The sequence below is a fragment of the Sphingorhabdus sp. genome (assembly GCF_044357595.1).
Lineage (GTDB): Bacteria > Pseudomonadota > Alphaproteobacteria > Sphingomonadales > Sphingomonadaceae > Sphingorhabdus_B.
Genome location: NZ_JBIKPH010000006.1, coordinates 1 through 16,545 on the forward strand (window position 1 = coordinate 1; position 16,545 = coordinate 16,545).

15 protein-coding genes are annotated in these 16,545 nt (G+C 55.1%); 5 read left to right on the forward strand and 10 right to left on the reverse strand.

What is annotated here, in order from left to right:
- Nucleotides 1–176: 176 nt before the first annotated feature.
- The gene (gene mutL, locus ACIQ2T_RS01915) at nt 177–2,009 is read left to right on the forward strand and encodes a DNA mismatch repair endonuclease MutL (protein WP_397589355.1); all 1,833 of its coding nucleotides are present in this window, start codon (nt 177–179) and stop codon (nt 2,007–2,009) included.
- Between the two features lie 99 nt (nt 2,010–2,108).
- On the opposite strand, the gene ychF is transcribed toward mutL, so the two are convergent.
- From ychF to ACIQ2T_RS01940, 5 genes are all read right to left on the reverse strand, one after another.
- Nucleotides 2,109–3,209 (reverse strand): redox-regulated ATPase YchF, encoded by a 1,101-nt coding sequence (ychF, locus tag ACIQ2T_RS01920; protein ID WP_397589356.1) that lies wholly within the window; start codon nt 3,207–3,209, stop codon nt 2,109–2,111.
- Nucleotides 3,210–3,301: 92 nt separating this feature from the next.
- Complete coding sequence (gene pth / locus ACIQ2T_RS01925; protein ID WP_397589357.1) at nt 3,302–3,874, reverse strand: aminoacyl-tRNA hydrolase; 573 nt, start codon at nt 3,872–3,874, stop codon at nt 3,302–3,304.
- Nucleotides 3,875–3,933: 59 nt separating this feature from the next.
- Complete coding sequence (locus ACIQ2T_RS01930) at nt 3,934–4,545, reverse strand: 50S ribosomal protein L25/general stress protein Ctc (protein ID WP_315470661.1); 612 nt, start codon at nt 4,543–4,545, stop codon at nt 3,934–3,936.
- 110 nt (nt 4,546–4,655) lie between these two features.
- Nucleotides 4,656–5,432, reverse strand: a complete 777-nt coding sequence (locus ACIQ2T_RS01935; protein WP_397583988.1) for a sulfite exporter TauE/SafE family protein — start codon at nt 5,430–5,432, stop codon at nt 4,656–4,658.
- A gap of 138 nt (nt 5,433–5,570) precedes the next feature.
- Nucleotides 5,571–6,008: an Rrf2 family transcriptional regulator gene (locus tag ACIQ2T_RS01940; protein ID WP_306063939.1), complete on the reverse strand. Its 438-nt coding sequence runs from the start codon at nt 6,006–6,008 to the stop codon at nt 5,571–5,573.
- A gap of 187 nt (nt 6,009–6,195) precedes the next feature.
- Between ACIQ2T_RS01940 and ACIQ2T_RS01945 the strand changes: the two genes are divergently transcribed.
- Together ACIQ2T_RS01945 and ACIQ2T_RS01950 are read left to right on the forward strand one after the other, a co-directional pair.
- Nucleotides 6,196–9,153, forward strand: coding sequence for a TonB-dependent receptor domain-containing protein (locus ACIQ2T_RS01945; RefSeq protein ID WP_397589358.1), 2,958 nt, complete (start codon nt 6,196–6,198; stop codon nt 9,151–9,153).
- A 19-nt stretch (nt 9,154–9,172) separates the two neighbouring features.
- Nucleotides 9,173–10,225, forward strand: coding sequence for an LD-carboxypeptidase (locus ACIQ2T_RS01950; RefSeq protein WP_397589359.1), 1,053 nt, complete (start codon nt 9,173–9,175; stop codon nt 10,223–10,225).
- Here the strand turns inward: ACIQ2T_RS01950 and ACIQ2T_RS01955 are convergent.
- From ACIQ2T_RS01955 to ACIQ2T_RS01975, 5 genes are all read right to left on the reverse strand, one after another.
- On the reverse strand, nt 10,222–10,953 hold the full coding sequence (locus ACIQ2T_RS01955; RefSeq protein WP_397589360.1) for a lysostaphin resistance A-like protein: 732 nt from the start codon (nt 10,951–10,953) through the stop codon (nt 10,222–10,224). The two genes, ACIQ2T_RS01950 and ACIQ2T_RS01955, sit on opposite strands and share 4 nt — an antisense overlap.
- Nucleotides 10,954–11,024: 71 nt before the next feature.
- Nucleotides 11,025–11,978, reverse strand: coding sequence for a TraB/GumN family protein (locus tag ACIQ2T_RS01960; RefSeq protein ID WP_397589361.1), 954 nt, complete (start codon nt 11,976–11,978; stop codon nt 11,025–11,027).
- Nucleotides 11,979–12,034: 56 nt separating this feature from the next.
- Complete coding sequence (locus tag ACIQ2T_RS01965; RefSeq protein WP_397589362.1) at nt 12,035–12,709, reverse strand: hypothetical protein; 675 nt, start codon at nt 12,707–12,709, stop codon at nt 12,035–12,037.
- A complete protein-coding gene (locus tag ACIQ2T_RS01970) occupies nt 12,678–12,890 on the reverse strand; it encodes a helix-turn-helix transcriptional regulator (protein WP_397589363.1) in 213 nt (70 codons plus the stop codon). Before ACIQ2T_RS01970 ends, ACIQ2T_RS01965 begins: the two co-directional genes overlap by 32 nt.
- On the reverse strand, nt 12,887–13,327 hold the full coding sequence (locus ACIQ2T_RS01975) for a hypothetical protein (RefSeq protein WP_397589364.1): 441 nt from the start codon (nt 13,325–13,327) through the stop codon (nt 12,887–12,889). The genes ACIQ2T_RS01970 and ACIQ2T_RS01975 overlap by 4 nt, the downstream gene beginning before the upstream one ends.
- Nucleotides 13,328–13,502: 175 nt before the next feature.
- Between ACIQ2T_RS01975 and ACIQ2T_RS01980 the strand changes: the two genes are divergently transcribed.
- Together ACIQ2T_RS01980 and glyS are read left to right on the forward strand one after the other, a co-directional pair.
- Nucleotides 13,503–14,390 carry a glycine--tRNA ligase subunit alpha gene (locus ACIQ2T_RS01980; RefSeq protein WP_397589365.1) on the forward strand — a complete coding sequence of 296 codons (888 nt, stop codon included), beginning with the start codon at nt 13,503–13,505 and terminating at the stop codon, nt 14,388–14,390.
- Nucleotides 14,387–16,429 carry a glycine--tRNA ligase subunit beta gene (glyS, locus tag ACIQ2T_RS01985; RefSeq protein ID WP_397589396.1) on the forward strand — a complete coding sequence of 681 codons (2,043 nt, stop codon included), beginning with the start codon at nt 14,387–14,389 and terminating at the stop codon, nt 16,427–16,429. The genes ACIQ2T_RS01980 and glyS overlap by 4 nt, the downstream gene beginning before the upstream one ends.
- The last annotated feature ends 116 nt before the right edge of the window (nt 16,430–16,545 follow it).

Below are 16,545 nucleotides of genomic sequence, written 5' to 3' on the forward strand. Positions count from 1 at the left end.
ACTTGCCAAATACCATGTAATATCCACCCAGTCCGGTTTGGTGAGAGTCCTTTGGAGCACGCCCAAATAATCGCGCGATCCTAGCGGAATTTGCTGTTTTACAAAACAGATATTTGGCTGGATTGCGCACCATTAAGGAGTCGCTTGAGGAGTGCGCTTGGGCTAGGAACCTACAGATGTCAATAAGAAGGCTCCCCGAAAATCTAGTCAACCGGATTGCCGCCGGTGAAGTGGTCGAAAGACCAGCCAGCGCGTTGAAGGAACTGGTTGAAAACGCCATCGATTCGGGCGCGCGAAATATCATAGTGCGCTTAAGCGCCGGTGGCATTGATCTGGTTGAAGTCACTGACGATGGCTGTGGCATGTCGCCGTCTGACATGGCGCTGGCGCTTGAACGGCATGCAACATCGAAATTGCCCGATGAAAATATTGAAATGGTCTCGACGCTTGGGTTTCGGGGTGAGGCTTTGCCCTCCATTGCCAGCGTGTCAAAAATGACCCTGGAAAGTAGGCCAGCAGGCGCCGAAGGCTGGACCCGAACGGTGGATCATGGCGTGGTGACGGGTGAGGGACCGGCCGCCTTACCGCATGGCACGCGGGTGCGGGTTGAAAATCTCTTCGGCAATGTGCCCGCACGGCGCAAATTCCTACGCAGCGCGCGCGCTGAATATGCTGCTGCTCTGGACACTATGAAGCGGCTTGCGATGGCGAGGCCGGATATCGGTTTTGTGGTCGAACATGACGGGCGGCGTGTGTTGGCGGTGCAGCCTACCTCCGCGCGGCTTGAACGTGTGGCGGCTTTGACTAGCAGCGAACTTATCGACAATAGCGTTGCCTTTGATTTTGAACGCGAGGGTGTGCGCCTTGGCGGGGTTGCCAGCCTGCCGACCTATAATCGCGGCGTTGCCGACCATCAGTTCCTGTTCGTCAATGGCCGCCCGGTGAAGGACAGGCTGTTGATCGGCGCGGTGCGCGGCGCTTATGCCGAAATGCTGGCGCGGGACCGGCACGCGGTGGTGGCCTTGTTTTTAGACCTGCCGCCAACTTTGGTCGATGTAAACGTCCACCCAGCCAAGACAGAGGTGCGCTTTCGTGACCCAGCGCTCATCCGCGGAATGATTGTGTCCGGCCTGCGCCATGCGTTGGATCAGTCTGGCTTTCGCGCCGTGCAAAGGCCGTCGGCAGACGCGCTCTCCGCATGGCAGCAGGAACCGATTCAGACCGCGCAAGGCGACATATTTGCGCGCCCTGCCACTTTGGGCGCAACCGCCTATCAGGGGCAATATGGCCAACGGCACAGCTATCCGTCGGTCTATGAAAACCGCAGCAGCTTTGTCGATATGGCCGCGATTCCGGCCGAAGACCTCGCGCCTTTATGGGGCAGGGCCGCCGAAGCGCATGAACCCGTCCCCGACCGCGGGCGCAATCCGCTTGGCGTTGCGCGCGGACAAGTCGCCAACACCTATATTGTGGCCGAGGCAGAAGACGGCCTTGTCATCGTTGACCAACACGCCGCGCATGAACGACTTGTGCTTGAACGCATGCGCAAAGCAATGGCGGCGGCGGGCGGCGCAGTGCCATCGCAGGCGTTGCTGTTGCCGGTGGTGGTGGAGTTGGAAGAACCTGCCTGTGACCGGCTTGAGGCGCGGGCGCAGGAGCTTTCTGCCTTCGGGTTGGATGTCGAACGCTTCGGACCCGGCGCGATGCTCGTACGCGCAACGCCAGCGGTGCTGGGCGATGGCGATGCCAAGGGGTTGCTTGAGGACCTAGCCGACGATCTCGCCGCTTATGACGACGCGCTGTCGCTTAAGGAGCGCATCGACCATGTCGCCGCAACTATGGCCTGCCACGGCTCCGTCCGCGCAGGCCGTGTGCTGTCCGTCACCGAAATGAATGCCCTTCTGCGCGAAATCGAAGTTACCCCGCATAGCGGCCAGTGCAACCATGGCAGGCCGACTTGGGTGAAGTTGGCACTTGGGGATGTGGAGAAGCTGTTCGGGCGGAAGTGAAGCGCTGAGGCTGAAGTAGGACCCTGAAACAACTTGTGCTCTGCCAGCTTTTGGCCCAAATTTATTAATTTTAGCGGTCGCTACGCAAAGCCATGCACCTCAAACATTAAACCTAAACAGCATGATATCGCCGTCTTTGACGAGATATTCCTTGCCTTCCGAACGCCATTTGCCGGCTTCTTTCGCGCCGGCTTCGCCGTTGAACTGGATATAATCGTCATAGGCCATGGTTTCGGCGCGGATGAAGCCTTTTTCGAAATCGCTGTGGATGGCACCGGCGGCATTTGGTCCGGTTGCGCCTTTATGGACAGTCCATGCGCGGGCTTCTTTAGGACCGACGGTGAAGAAGGTGATGAGGTGGAGCAATTCATAGCCTGCGCGAATGACGCGGGCGAGGCCGGTTTCGGTGAGACCAAGGTCGTCGAGGAATACTTCCCGATCCTCAGGCGGCATTGTCGAAATTTCGGCTTCGATCGCGGCCGACACGACGACGGCTTCGGCGCCTTCGGCCTTGGCCTTTTCAAAGACGCGGGCGGACAGCGCATTACCATTGGCCGCGCTCGCTTCTTCGACATTGCAGACATAGAGCACGGGTTTCGCGGTCAAAAGCTGCGCCATTTGGAAATGGCGTTCCTCTTCGGCATCGTCGCGCTTGGTCAGGCGGGCGGGCTTACCGTCGCGCAGCAGGTCAAGCGCACGGCCAAGTACAAGCGCACTGATTTTGGCTTCCTTGTCACCCTGCGTCCCTTTTTTGATGAGGTTCGGGACGCGTTTTTCGAGGCTCTCCAGGTCGGACAGCATCAATTCTGTTTCCACTGTTTCCGCGTCCGAAATCGGATCAATTTTGTTGTCGACATGCTGAATGTCGTCATCTTCGAAACAGCGCAAGACGTGAACAATCGCGTCCACCTCGCGAATGTTGCCCAAAAACTGGTTGCCAAGTCCTTCGCCCTTTGACGCGCCGCGGACGAGACCGGCAATATCCACAAAGCCAAGCTGCGTTTCGATGATCTTCTGACTGCCGCCGATTTTAGCGATTGTTTCCAGCCGGGGATCAGGCACGGCGACATTGCCGATATTGGGCTCAATCGTGCAGAACGGATAGTTTGCTGCTTGCGCTGCTGCCGTTTGCGTCAGCGCATTGAACAAGGTAGACTTGCCCACATTGGGAAGGCCCACAATACCGCATTTGAAACCCATAATATCCTCGTCAATAATGATATGCAGCGGCCCTAGGCGACGTTCGGCAGCAAGTCCATCCAATGCGATGACACAGTGGGCGTTAAACGGTCCTAATCCTGCTGCAACCGCATGGCGACGTCATTCATGAAGCGGACGTCATCGCCTTTCGCCAGCCAAGCGGCCTCTGCTGATACTGCGCCCAGCAAGTCGGCCAGATCGTCAATCTCGCTCTTGTGAAAATTGCCGAGCACATAGCCGGTTACGCGGTCTTTGTTGCCCGGATGGCCAATGCCCAGCCGCACGCGGCGGAAATCTGCACCGATATGGTCGGTGATAGAGCGGATGCCATTATGGCCAGCCGCGCCGCCGCCGGTTTTGACTTTTACCTTGAACGGGGCAAGATCGAGCTCGTCGTAAAAGACGGTTACATCCTTGGGCTCAAGCTTGTAGAAATCCATCGCTGCGCGCACGCTGCGGCCGCTTTCGTTCATGAACGTCGCGGGCTTGAGAAGGATGATTTTGTCGGAACCAATGCGCAGTTCCTGAACCCAGCCCAAAAATTTCTTGGCCGGAAGCGGTAGTTCGTGAATTTCGGCCAGCGCATCGAGCGCCATGAAACCGATATTGTGCCGGTGCATCGCATAGGTGGCGCCTGGATTACCGAGACCTACCCATAATTGCATCGCGCGTATCCCTTGGGGGAATATCCGGGGCGGACCGAAACCCAGCCCCGGAGATAGATTTAAGCTTCGCCTTCGGCGGTAGTGTCACCCTCGGTCGACTTGAGCGCCGATGGTGCAACGATGGTCGCAATGGTGAAATCGCGGTCGGTGATCTTGCTTTCCGAACCCTTAGGCAACTTTACATGGCTGATGTGGATCGAATCGCCAACTTCAAAGCCGGAGACATCGATTTGGATGTCATCAGGGATTTTGTCATTGTCGCAGATGAGTTCAAGTTCGTGACGTACGATGTTCAAAACACCACCGCGCTTCAAACCAGGTGAAGCGTCTTCGTTGATGAATACGACAGGCACTTCGATATCCACCTTTGCGCCCTTGACGATGCGCAGGAAATCAACATGTGTTGGACGATCGCTGACAGGATGAAATGCAACATCCTTTGGAATTGTGATCTGTTTTTTGCCACCAAGTTCGATCTCGACAACGCTGTTCGAAAAATGACCAGTCATCAACAATTTGATGAGCGCCTTTTCTTCGACATGGATGAGTTCGGGTTCTTGTTTGTTGCCGTAAATAACGGCGGGCACTCGGTTTTGACGACGCAATTCGCGGGAGGCTCCCTTGCCTGCCCGATCGCGCGTCTCTGCCGACAAAGTCAGCTGATCGCTCATGTTGTTTCTCCAAAAAAAGTTACCTTGCCGCCACGCCTCCAGGGATGACCATGCACGACAAGCGGGCGACTATATGTGGGTTGCGCTGCAAATGCAAGCTTAGTGTGGAATTAGGCCAACGCTTTGTAGAGGCTGAACAGGCTGGTGGCTATGAGCACGGAACTTACCGCGAACAGCAGTTTGCGCGGTTGAATCCGCTTTGCGATCAATGCACCAAATGGCGCCGCCAACAATCCGCCGATAAGCAGCCCGCCGGTCACGACGGTGAATGCCTCCAATCCGATGGTCAAAATGAAGGTCAAGGAAACTGCGACAGTCAAAAAGAATTCTGCCGTGTTCACCGTGCCTATTGTTTTGCGCGGGTCTGCGCCTTGAATCAGAAGGTTAGACGTGACCACAGGGCCCCAGCCGCCGCCGCCCGATGCATCGAGAAAACCGCCGATAAGACCCAGCGGCATAGTTACTTTAGGGTCGCGTGGTTTTTGCTCATGCGTGAAGTTCCATGCCTTATACAGCAAGTAAAAGCCGATCAGCGTAAGATACCCCATAACAAAAGGCCGGGCGGCCTCCGTATGGATGTTCGCTAACAAATATGCCCCTGTGCAACCACCAATGACGCCGGGAATGGCGATGCGGCTAAACAGTTTCCAATCGACGTTCTTGTGCAACACATGGCTTATACCCGACGCGCCAGTGGTGAACATCTCAACAAAATGCACGCCGGCCGATGCGCGGGCAGGCGCAACGCCCATGACGCTGACCAGCAAGGTGCTGCAGATGACGCCAAAGGCCATACCAAGCGCTCCGTCGACCAATTGCGCTGCAAAGCCAACGGCGATGTAAGGCGCAACCGCAGACCAATCGACGTTGGTAACATATTCAAACATCTAAGCCTGGCCCTCTGCTCCGGAATGCAGATCCATAATCAGTAGCACTTACATTAGCCACAGCTTTGTATCCCGCTAATTTGTTTGCGCCGCCCAAGGAACTGTTTAGCCGCAGCGGCAGCAACGATGACCGATGGATTACTCTGCTGCCTGCAGATAGATGTCCGCATCCACGACATCTGACAGGTTGATGCTATCAAGGAGATTGGCGGTTTTGTCGCGCACCTGAAGCATTAAAGCGCGCGTGCGGCAATTGTCTTCCTCGACACAATTCTTGCAGGTTTCGTGGGCATAACGGCTTGCACATGGCACCAGTGCCAGTGACCCGCGCATGATACGGATGAGGTCGCCATAACTTATGTCGATCGGCGGAACGCCCAACCAATAGCCGCCGTCCTTGCCACGTTGTGACGCAATCAGGCCGGAGCGTGACAGTTCAGACAATATGACGGTCAAGAATTTAGGTGGAATTTTTTGGGCCTCTGCGATGTCCGCAAGCTGGACCGGGCCTTTACCATAATGATCCGCAAGATGCTGCATGGCGCGAATGGCATAGCGGGTTTTCTGGGACAGCATATTCTGCTTTTGCCCGTTGCCGCCTTGATTTTCAACCCACCTAGTAGACAAAGCGTGAATTGATGTAAATTCTCTCCGGTTTCAAATGTGCACTGCATCTAAAGATAGTTGCTTTGCATTTTTGTTACGCATAGTTTGCAGGCATAAAACTCAGTTAGAGTTAAACAAATGAAAGAGGGGATATTTCATGAATTATTCTAAAACCGCGATATTATTGTTGGCCACGTGCCTAACTGCACCGGCATTCGCGCAAGCGTCATCCTTGCCTGCCGCTGCCGATAGCGCTGCGGATGAAAGCGCGGCGATTATCGTTACCGGATCGCGTATCAAGCAGGATCCTGCAAAGAGCGCGTTACCTTTGCAGATCATCACAACCAATGATATTTCTCGTGAGGGCATTAACAGCCCTGAGCAACTGATTTCCTATCTTTCCACCAACGGAAATGGCGCTGATAACCTTGCCTCAAACGCGGATGTTACCTCTGGTGCGCAACGCGGAACGAACGGCCTCTCGGCAGCCAACTTGCGCGGTCAGGGTTCTGCTTCGACGCTGGTGCTGTTGAACGGTCGGCGCGTTGCCGCGCATGGTCTTACGGGATCAGCCGTCGACGTGAATCAAATTCCTATGGCTGCGCTTGAGCGGGTGGAAATCCTGAAAGATGGCGCGTCGGCTATCTATGGAACGGATGCCATCGGTGGCGTCATCAACTTTATCACGAAAACCAATTTTCAAGGCCTCGTCTTAAACCAATTTGCAGATGTAACCGAAGCGGGCGGCGGCAACATTTATCGGCTGTCGGCGACGGGTGGCTATGGCGACCTGGACGAAGATGGCTTCAATATCATGGCTACCGTTAGCAAAAGCTACAGTAAAGCTCTCAACGGTTCGGAGCGCAGTTTCGTCAACGGTAATCAGCCTAATCGCGGCCTGTCGGTGGATACGCGAGGAACGCCCATTGCTACAGCTTTCGCAACAGGTTCAAATGCGCTGTTTGCGCCAACCGGTTCGCTGTTAAGCGGTGTCAGTCTGCTTGAAACAGGCGCAACCGTTTCCGCAAATGGCGGCATCAACATTCTGGACCTTCCAGGCGGCGCAGGTTGCGCATCCATGGATGGTGGCATGGCATATGACGAACAATTGTGGGCCAACACCTCCGCGCGTTTTGCCTGCGCTTGGGATACCGGCCGCGCAGCTGTTCTTCAGCAGCCATTGGAAACGCTGACTTATTATGGACGCGCAACTGCAAAGCTTGGTGATCATCAATTTTATGCTGAAATCACGGGTTCGGACGCGGATTCATCCAAGCGCTTCTCGAATAACCAATATTCCGGCAACGCAACCACCTTGCCTCTATACTATCCCCTGAACGCCACAACAACGGCGACATATAATGATGTCTATAATAAGCTGGTCGGCGTTTTTCCGCAAATCGCCCCCAATTACGGTAAGCCGATCTCCTATCGCTGGCGTTGTACTTCGTGCGGCGTGCGTGAATATGAAACAAACACCAAAACACTGCGTGCTGGCTTAGGCGCCGAAGGTCCATTGTGGGCCGGCTGGGATTATCGCGCGGGTGGATCTTACGCCCGCAGCCAAGCGACGTCGGTCTTGGGCAGCGGATACCATTATCGCGGAACCTTCGCTTCAGCAGCAGCAGCGACTGCGTCGGGTGTTGCCGGCGCCGTATCTGGCGGTATCGATCCACGTGCACCAACAGCCCCCGGCGCGTCGCGTCCTGGCATAGTTGGCCTGCTGAACAGCGGTATTCTCAACCCGTTCTCATTATCGCAATCGGCCGAAGCGCTCTCTGGATTGAAGGCAATTTCGGCAGAAGGCGTTACGCTTTATGGCGGTAAATATGAGGTCAAGCAACTTGATGCATCCGTGTCTGGGTCGCTGTTCGATTTGCCCGGTGGCACTGTTCAGGTCGCGCTTGGCGCAGACTATCGTCGCGAAACTTACAGCTTCAATGGTTCTCCTGCTGCTGTGACGGGCACGCCTGATATCTTCAACGTAGCCTTTGATAACAGCAACGCACTTACCCCGAAAAACCGGACAGTTAAGGCAGCTTATGCCGAAGTATTGGTGCCAGTAATTGACACATTCGAGGTTACTGGAGCAGTGCGGCTTGACGACTATAGCGGTTTTGGCACAACAGTTAACCCGAAGATATCGGCGAAGTTCCAGCCACTCGATTGGTTGATGCTCCGTGGGTCGTTCAACACTGGTTTCCGCGTGCCCGCGTTCAACCAAATCTTCAACGGCGTGACGCAGTCGCCAAACCCAGGCAATACTTTGGTTGACCCGACGACATGTGCGTCGAAAGCCGTGAGTTCGCTGCCCGGTTGCGCGGCCATAACGCCGGAAACGCTCTCGGGCGGCAATTTGAATCTCGGGCCTGAAACATCAAAGCAGCATAGCCTTGGTGTGGTGCTACAACCGTCCAGCCGTTTCAGTGCGTCGGTTGATTATTGGTCGATCTCTGTTGATGACACTATCGGCGCGCTGACATTGCGCCAGTTGCTTGATAACATCAGTTCTTTCCCTGATCGCGTGACGCGGACCAACGGGATTATCACGCTTATCGATCTGCGCGCCGACAATATCGGGTCGCGCAGGACCAAGGGGCTTGAAATTGCTTTACGCGGTGGCTTGGACGCCTTGGGTGGCTTGGTAAGTGCTGGTTTGGACGGAACCTATCAGTTGAAAAAGCGTGAGAAGTTCCTGCCGTCAGCTCCATTTGGACCCAGCTTGATTGGTCAGTTCACTTTTGCTGGTGATTTGGGTCTCAAGTGGAAGCATAGCGCCTTTGTTTCATTCACAAAGGATGACTTCACCTTCAGCTTCTCGCAAATCTATCGCGACGGTTACAATAATCAGGCACTGCCTGGCATCGCCAACGGCACGGTAGTCCGGCCGGATTTCAACCCCAAGGTGAAACCATATGTGATTTACAATACATCTGTAAGCAAGGATGTGCTGGAGCGGTTGCGTTTGACCGCAGGCGTGCGCAACGTCTTCGACAAGGATCCGCCGTTTGCCATCACCTATGACAGCAATACGGGAGCTGGCTCAAGCTGGGAACCACGCGTTGCGGACCCACGTGGACGGTCGTTCACGCTGTCGGTTGAAGCGAAGTTCTAAACTAAAGGGATTGCCGAGTATGGATATGAACACAACTCGGCGTCAGATTATGGCGGGGCTGGCAGCATTGCTGTCCGCCCCTTCGTTTTCGGCGGCAGCCGCCGCCGATGCAAAAGCGGCTCGCAAGCCATCGCGGCTTCGTGTCGGTGATACTGTGGGCTTGATCGAGCCAGCGTCCGCCAGCGATGAGCCATTCCAGCTTCAATTGGTGGAAGAGGCCATATCGGCCATGGGCCTTAAGCCAAAGCGCGCAGCCCATTTGCTGGACCGTTATGGCTATCTTGCCGGGCAAGATAAAGACCGAGCATCCGACATTAATGCGATGTTCGCGGACAAGGATGTTAAAGCCATTTTCGCAGTGCGTGGCGGGTGGGGTAGTGCCCGGCTTTTGCCGCATCTCGATTGGAACATCATTCGCGCTAATCCCAAATTGTTGACGGGTTTCAGCGACATCACGGCGCTGCACATGGCGATTGCGGCAAAGGGCGGATTTGTAACTTTGCATGGCCCAAATGCGGGAAGTGCGTGGGGTAAAGCATCTTGGGATATTTACCGCGAAATCGCGTTTGACGCGGGTACGCCGACATTTACCAATCCCATGGGTACCGAAGACCGAATGGCGCAGCGGCAATGGCGCACGCGGGTATTGGGCAGCGGGAATGGTAAAGCGCAGGGGAAGTTATTGGGCGGCAACCTCACCGTGCTCACGGCGCTGGCAGGAACACCTTATCTGCCGGATTTCGATGGTGCGATCCTGTTTCTTGAGGATGTCGACGAAGCCGAATATCGTATCGACCGCATGCTCACGCAATTAGGGCAGGCTGGCATATTGAAAAACCTTAAAGGCGTGGTGTTTGGTCAGTGCACCGACTGCGTCAACAAGGGCACAAGCTACGGCGCGTTCACGCTGAATGACGTGCTGACTCAGCATCTGGGCGGCTTAGGCATCCCAGCCTATCAGGGTGCCTATTTTGGCCACATTACGGATCAGTTTACGCTGCCTGTGGGCGGTATTGCAGAAATCGATGCGGATGCGGGAACGCTCCGCCTGCTCGCGCCTGTGGTCGTTTAATTCAGGATTTGTAGAGCCAGCAACGCAAAGGCGTTGTTTGCCATGTGCAGGATTATGTTCGTGCGCAGTGACCCTGTACGATGGTATAGATAGCCAAAAGCGAGGCTGAGCGACATCAGGCCCGGAATGGCATAAGGCTGCCCATGCACGAGGGCAAACAGGAATGACGACAGCAGTATCGCCCCCCATATAGGCAAATATTTCGCCAGTGCGTTTTGCAGCATTCCGCGAAACAACAGCTCCTCAACAACAGGCGCAGCAACCACGATCGCAAAGAACATGGCGGCAATGTTAAGTGGCGATCGCGCAATTGCGGCTAGGATTTTGGACATTTCGTCCTGCATGCCGATGCCCGGAATCAGGTAAGTCGCATAAACATAGTTGAAAGCCATGGCGGTGAGGATCCACAGGACGGCTATACGAATGGTTTTGAGCAGCGGCAGTTTGCCGAAATCAGATAGGCCCAAGGCCTTTATCCGTCCATCTTTGCGCAAATAGAGCCACATCAGGAACAACTGCACAACGGCAGAAACAACAAGGCCCATGATGATCGCAATCGGCGTTGCGGTGCTGGTCCAGTCATAAGTGGCCGCCATGATAAGGATCGTGCACAATATTTGCAGGGCAAAATACAGCGCAATGAAGCCAATAGCCGGCAGCAAACCGGGATAATTTTTCGGCGCAAGAGGCAGTGCTGTCGCAGGATCGCTATGCTGCATTTTTTCCATTTATGCCCTGCAAAAATAGGTGAAGGCCGAGCGACTATCCGCCCGACCTTCTCCCGTTACACACACAAAACTTAATAGGCCACCCGCGTTGCGTTCAGGCCATAAGCCGGAAGCAATGCCTGAACGCTGGTCGGGCCGGCGAGATGGCCTGCGCCCACCGCAATGAATATCACCCCAGGCTTTGCCATCCGTGCGGAAATCCATTTCGCCCAATTGGCATTCCGCTTGGTCAACAACGCGTCGTATAAAACGCGGCTGGTCATCTCCTCATTCATGAGTGCGCCCAGCTTTTCTGGGTCCGGTGCGGCCCATAGGTCTACCATCTTGTCCATAGTAGCCCCGGCGCCATCAATATCTTTGGCCGTTTCTGCGAGGAACTGGACTTGTTCAGCCTCGGGCAGGGTGTCAAACACGCCAAGTTGAAACGCCATGGTTTCAAGGCCAGCTATCGGTTTTTTAGTGATATTTGCTGCCGCCGTCAGTTGCTTTTCAACGCCGCTATTTGGGTCAAATCCGCTTTTCTGCATGGCCAGCAGGGACAGTGTCATCGCCGCAGCCCAGGGCTCAAAAGGGTCAAACGCCGCAGCCGGAATGCCAAGCTTGCCCATCGCCGCTTCGTACACTGCCCGGTCCGCGTCATTCATCTTCGATCGCAGTGCCTTGCCCTTTTGATCCATCGCAAACTTGCCAAACATGGCCTGAACTTCCGCTGCGGGGGGCTCAACCATCTCCAGAACCAATTGGTCCGACGCGTCAAACGCGGTCTTTACGCCATCGTCAAACCAACCCAAGCCCGGTTTCAGGATATGCACACTGCCAAACAGGTAAATGGTGGTGTCGGCATCTTTGACCACCCATAAGGCGGGGTCGACGTCTTTAACGGCAGCAGCATCCGCTTTGACTGGGTCAAGTGCCTCGACAGAGGCAGGCGCCTCGGTATGCGTGCTTTGCGCCGTGGCAGGAACCGCCCACGCCAACGCACAAGTCGCGGTCGCGGCCAATAATGAGTTCAAACAAATACGCATGAATATTCTCCTTCAACTTCAGGTAAGAGTATAATTCGACGATATTGGACCGGTCATTAGCGGTATTTTTTCCAGAACCAGACAATCAGAGCAACAAACATTGTCATAACATAAAGTGTTATACCATCTGGCTGTGGCAACATGCCGCCGCGCCACAGAAACCACCAGACTGGCGCGATGAACCAAAATGCGTAGATAGCGATGAGCGCGCCAACGCGATACGCAGCCTCCTCCTGTTCATCGACGACATGTTTATGCCAGTACAACGTGATGGCAGGCAAAATAACGCCGATGGCGATTGAAAGGATGATCGCGAGTACTGGCGACATGGCTGCATTGGACATGAGACTGGTTTCTGTTGCGTAAAAACTGTCTGTCAGCGCGAGGGCGAGGCCGGTAACGCCCCCCAATAAAAAGCCACCAACCAAGAAACAATTATATACTTTTTCACGGCGCGGCACCTTTTCGCCGCTTTGCTTTCCTTGCTGGAACAATTTCCAGATGACGAAAGCCAAAACAAGGATAGCTGCCGCAATTGCGCCTAAAACGGCAAACCCAGCAAAATCTAACGCACCGCCACCTTGGGCATTATGTTGTGACAGAAACCCGGTAATCACGCCCAGCAGCATGATGATGCCCACCCCGGACAACATCATCCATAGATTGCGTGCGATATTGCCACCCGTTTTTTGATTTGCGTCACCCATCGCGCTCTCCTGAGTATTCGTCATCGAAAATCTCCTCAATTGGCAAGCCAAACAGCCGTGAAATTTTGAACGCCAGCGGCAGGGACGGGTCATATTTTCCCGTCTCAATTGCGTTCACCGCCTGGCGCGATACATCGAGATGCTCGCCCAAATCGGCCTGGCTCCAATTGCGCATCGCGCGCAGCACTTTCAGCTGATTTTTCACCGGCGATATCTTTTGAAAAAGAACCGGATGTGAAATGCCATTGCGACCGTTACCGCCAGTGTTTCTGATGCGAACCAGTCCGAAGGGCCAGTCGTAGGGTTTCCACCTGATTGACCTCCTGCAGCCAATATCCCGACAAGTTCTGCGCCGTTTCCGGCATGGATGATGGCTTCAAGACAAAACCACATGGCAATGACGCCCATTGCAAATCTGCTGGCGACAAACGATACATGACGAAAATAATCGTCGTTACGAGACGACAATATCGCGACCAGCAATGATGCTGCAACGGCCAGAACGCAGCCATGTGCAATCCAAGATGGAAGTGGCACCAATTGCGCGGATAGCAACACCGCATTGGCCGCTGCGCCAACCCCGACGATGTAATAAGCTACGCTACGCTCGCTTTCTGTGGGCGCTGTCGGATCATAAGCCATGTCAAACCACTTCTAAAAAAGTCGATGTTACCTGACAGTATGTCATGTAGACCTTACTAAATCGATTCGTCTGTAATGTCAACTACACCTTACATAATGCTATGCACCACTGACAAAAACCCACCTCCGGATTCAGAAACTTGATTTAGCCGCCTATCTCCGCCAATGGCTGGCCATGTCCCACGTTGCGCCACTTAGTTTTCAGGATCTGATCCTCACGCTCCATGATTATTGGGGTAAGCATGGCTGCGCGATATTGCAGCCTTATGATATGGAAATGGGTGCCGGTACATTCCACACCGCGACCACGTTGCGCGCGCTTGGGCCTGATCCATGGAACGCTGCCTTTGTGCAGCCGTGCCGCCGCCCGACCGATGGCCGCTATGGCGAAAACCCCAATCGGCTGGGCGCCTATTATCAATATCAGGTCATATTGAAACCAAGCCCACCCGATTTGCAGGAACTGTATCTGGGCTCGCTGCATGCGATCGGCATTGATCCGTTGCTGCACGACATCCGCTTTGTCGAGGACGATTGGGAAAGCCCGACGCTTGGCGCCTGGGGTCTTGGCTGGGAAGTGTGGTGCGACGGCATGGAAGTGACGCAGTTCACCTATTTCCAGCAAATGGGCGGCTTTGACTGCAAACCCGTTTCCGGCGAGCTGACTTATGGTCTAGAGCGTCTGGCGATGTATATCCAAAAAAAGGATAGCATTTTCGACCTCGTCTACAATAACGCGACCGCCGACCGCCCCGCCGTCACCTATGGCGACATATTCCGCGAAAACGAACGGCAGATGAGCAGCTATCATTTCGAAGTTGCCGATACCGACATGATGTTCGATGCGTTTAAAAAGGCGACCGTAGAGTGCGAAAGTTGCCTGCAACATGCTTTGCCGATTCCAGCCTATGAACAGGCGATCAAGGCAAGCCATATATTCAACGTGCTGCAAGCGCGCGGGGTCATCTCCGTGCAAGAACGCGCCAGCTATATGGGCCGCGTGCGCGACCTTGCCAAAGGCAGCTGCCAGGCGTGGATGGCAAAGAATGGGTGGGCAGCGTGACTGACTTCCTGTTGGAACTCCGCTCCGAAGAAATTCCCGCGCGGATGCAGGTCAAAGCCAAGGAAGACTTGGCGCGCCTGTTTAATGACGCGCTCGCCAAGGCCGGATTGGCGGCTGCGTCGGTTGAGACATTCGCCACGCCTCGCCGCCTTGCGCTGATTGCCAATGGGCTGCCGATGGCTACTGATGCCGTGTCCGAAGAAACTAAAGGTCCAAAGCTTGGCGCGCCGCCACAAGCGATGGAAGGCTTCCTGCGCAAAACAGGGCTCACGCAAGACCAGTTGATTGAACGCGATGGCGTGTATTTTGCGGTCGTGGAAAAGGCAGGACGTCAGACGGCGGATGTTTTGGCCGAAGCCATTCCAGCCATTATCCGCGCCTTCCCATGGCCAAAATCGCAACGCTGGGGCGCGGCTTCGGCTTCCACAGAAAGCCTGCGCTGGGTGCGGCCATTGCAGGACATCGTTGCGTTGCTTGGTGATGATGTTGTTCCATGCGAAATTGACGGCATCTACAGCGGTGCCGAGACGATGGGGCATCGCTTCCATCACAGCGGTACCATTCATATCGCCAACGCGGCTGACTATGCCGCAAAGTTGCGCGACGCCCATGTCCTCGTGCATTTCTCCGAACGCTGCCGCATCATTCGCGATGGTGCGAAAGCGGCTGCCGAGGCGGCGGGCCTGACTTTGGTGGAGGATGAAGGGCTGGTCATCGAAAATGCCGGGCTGACCGAATGGCCAGTGCCGATGCTTGGCCGGTTTGACCCGGGGTTTTTGGCCGTGCCGCAAGAGGTCATTCAATTAACCGCGCGTGTGAACCAGAAATATTTTGTCTGTCATGACAAAGCGGGCAAGCTGGCCAATGCTTTTGTTTGCACGGCGAATATAGACGCGCATGACAATGGCGCCGCGATTGTTGCGGGTAATGAGAAGGTGTTGGCCGCGCGTTTGTCGGACGCGAAATTCTTCTGGGAACAGGACCTGAAAGTCGCGCTGGATGATCAGGCCAAGAAGCTGGCGCAAATTACCTTCCACGAAAAATTGGGCAGTGTCGCCGACAAGGTTGATCGCGTCGCTAAGCTGGCGCGCTGGTTGGTGGAAGAGGGGATAGTCAAGGGCGCAAGCGCCGATGACGCCGAACGCGCTGCGCGTTTGTGCAAGGCCGACCTCGTTACAGGCATGGTCGGTGAATTCCCCGAATTACAGGGCATCATGGGCGGCTATTACGCCCGTGCGCAGGGCGAGAGCGACGCTGTCGCTGATGCCATCCGCGACCATTATAAGCCAGTCGGGCCGGGCGATGATGTGCCCACGGCACCAGTGACCGTTGCGGTCAGTCTGGCGGATAAATTGGATACTTTGGCGCAATTTTTCGCCGCAGGCATGCCGCCGACAGGATCTAAGGATCCGTTCGCATTGCGCCGCGCGGCCATCGGTTTCTTGTCGTTGCTGCTTCAGAATGACCTGCGCTGTTCGCTAAAGGGCATGCTTTTTGCAACGGGTGCCGGTGCAAGCTTCGCGATATTGGAAGAGTTTTTGATCGACCGCCTCAAAGTGCAAAAACGCGAAGCGGGCGTGCGGCACGATTTGATTGATGCGGTGTTTAGCCTTGGCGGTGAGGATGGTCTTGTCCGGCTGCTGGCAAGGGTTAAGGCATTGCAGGCATATATCAGTACGGCCGAGGGCGCGAATTTGTTGGCGGCGTACAAGCGCGCGGCAAATATCCTGAAGGGTTCGGATCCGGTGTCGCCTGTCCTCGATACGGCGCGCGATGCGCTTATGGCGGATCCAGCGGACATTGCGTTGTTAGGCGCGCTTGATATTGCAGAGCCGCAAGCCAAGAAAGCGCTAGAGGCCGAACAATTTGAAGACGCCATGGCGGCACTTGCGACTTTACGTGCGCCGATTGACCGTTTCTTCGAAGAAGTGATGGTGAATGATGAAGACGCTGGCAAGCGGGCCTTTCGCCTTGGGTTGCTGGCGCGGTTCCGTGATGCGGTATCGCAGGTCGCGGATTTTTCGAAGATTGAGGGGTAGGGCCGCATTACAACCGTCGTCACCTTCAGGGTCTTGCTTCTTTTGACCCGCAAAGTTTGAAAATAAGATGCTGAAACACGTTCGGCATGACGATTGTAAAAGCCGTGTTTTTGTCA

What these genes read in the sequence shown, in the direction of transcription:
- mutL (WP_397589355.1), top strand. Translation starts at nt 177, where the DNA reads ATGTCAATAAGAAGGCTCCCCGAAAATCTAGTCAACCGGATTGCCGCC.
- ychF (WP_397589356.1), bottom strand. Translation starts at nt 3,209, where the DNA reads ATGGGTTTCAAATGCGGTATTGTGGGCCTTCCCAATGTGGGCAAGTCT.
- ACIQ2T_RS01965 (WP_397589362.1), bottom strand. Translation starts at nt 12,709, where the DNA reads ATGACGAATACTCAGGAGAGCGCGATGGGTGACGCAAATCAAAAAACG.
- ACIQ2T_RS01975 (WP_397589364.1), bottom strand. Translation starts at nt 13,327, where the DNA reads ATGGCTTATGATCCGACAGCGCCCACAGAAAGCGAGCGTAGCGTAGCT.
- pth (WP_397589357.1), bottom strand. Translation starts at nt 3,874, where the DNA reads ATGCAATTATGGGTAGGTCTCGGTAATCCAGGCGCCACCTATGCGATG.
- ACIQ2T_RS01950 (WP_397589359.1), top strand. Translation starts at nt 9,173, where the DNA reads ATGGATATGAACACAACTCGGCGTCAGATTATGGCGGGGCTGGCAGCA.
- ACIQ2T_RS01945 (WP_397589358.1), top strand. Translation starts at nt 6,196, where the DNA reads ATGAATTATTCTAAAACCGCGATATTATTGTTGGCCACGTGCCTAACT.
- ACIQ2T_RS01960 (WP_397589361.1), bottom strand. Translation starts at nt 11,978, where the DNA reads ATGCGTATTTGTTTGAACTCATTATTGGCCGCGACCGCGACTTGTGCG.
- ACIQ2T_RS01935 (WP_397583988.1), bottom strand. Translation starts at nt 5,432, where the DNA reads ATGTTTGAATATGTTACCAACGTCGATTGGTCTGCGGTTGCGCCTTAC.
- ACIQ2T_RS01940 (WP_306063939.1), bottom strand. Translation starts at nt 6,008, where the DNA reads ATGCTGTCCCAGAAAACCCGCTATGCCATTCGCGCCATGCAGCATCTT.
- ACIQ2T_RS01930 (WP_315470661.1), bottom strand. Translation starts at nt 4,545, where the DNA reads ATGAGCGATCAGCTGACTTTGTCGGCAGAGACGCGCGATCGGGCAGGC.
- ACIQ2T_RS01980 (WP_397589365.1), top strand. Translation starts at nt 13,503, where the DNA reads ATGTCCCACGTTGCGCCACTTAGTTTTCAGGATCTGATCCTCACGCTC.
- ACIQ2T_RS01955 (WP_397589360.1), bottom strand. Translation starts at nt 10,953, where the DNA reads ATGGAAAAAATGCAGCATAGCGATCCTGCGACAGCACTGCCTCTTGCG.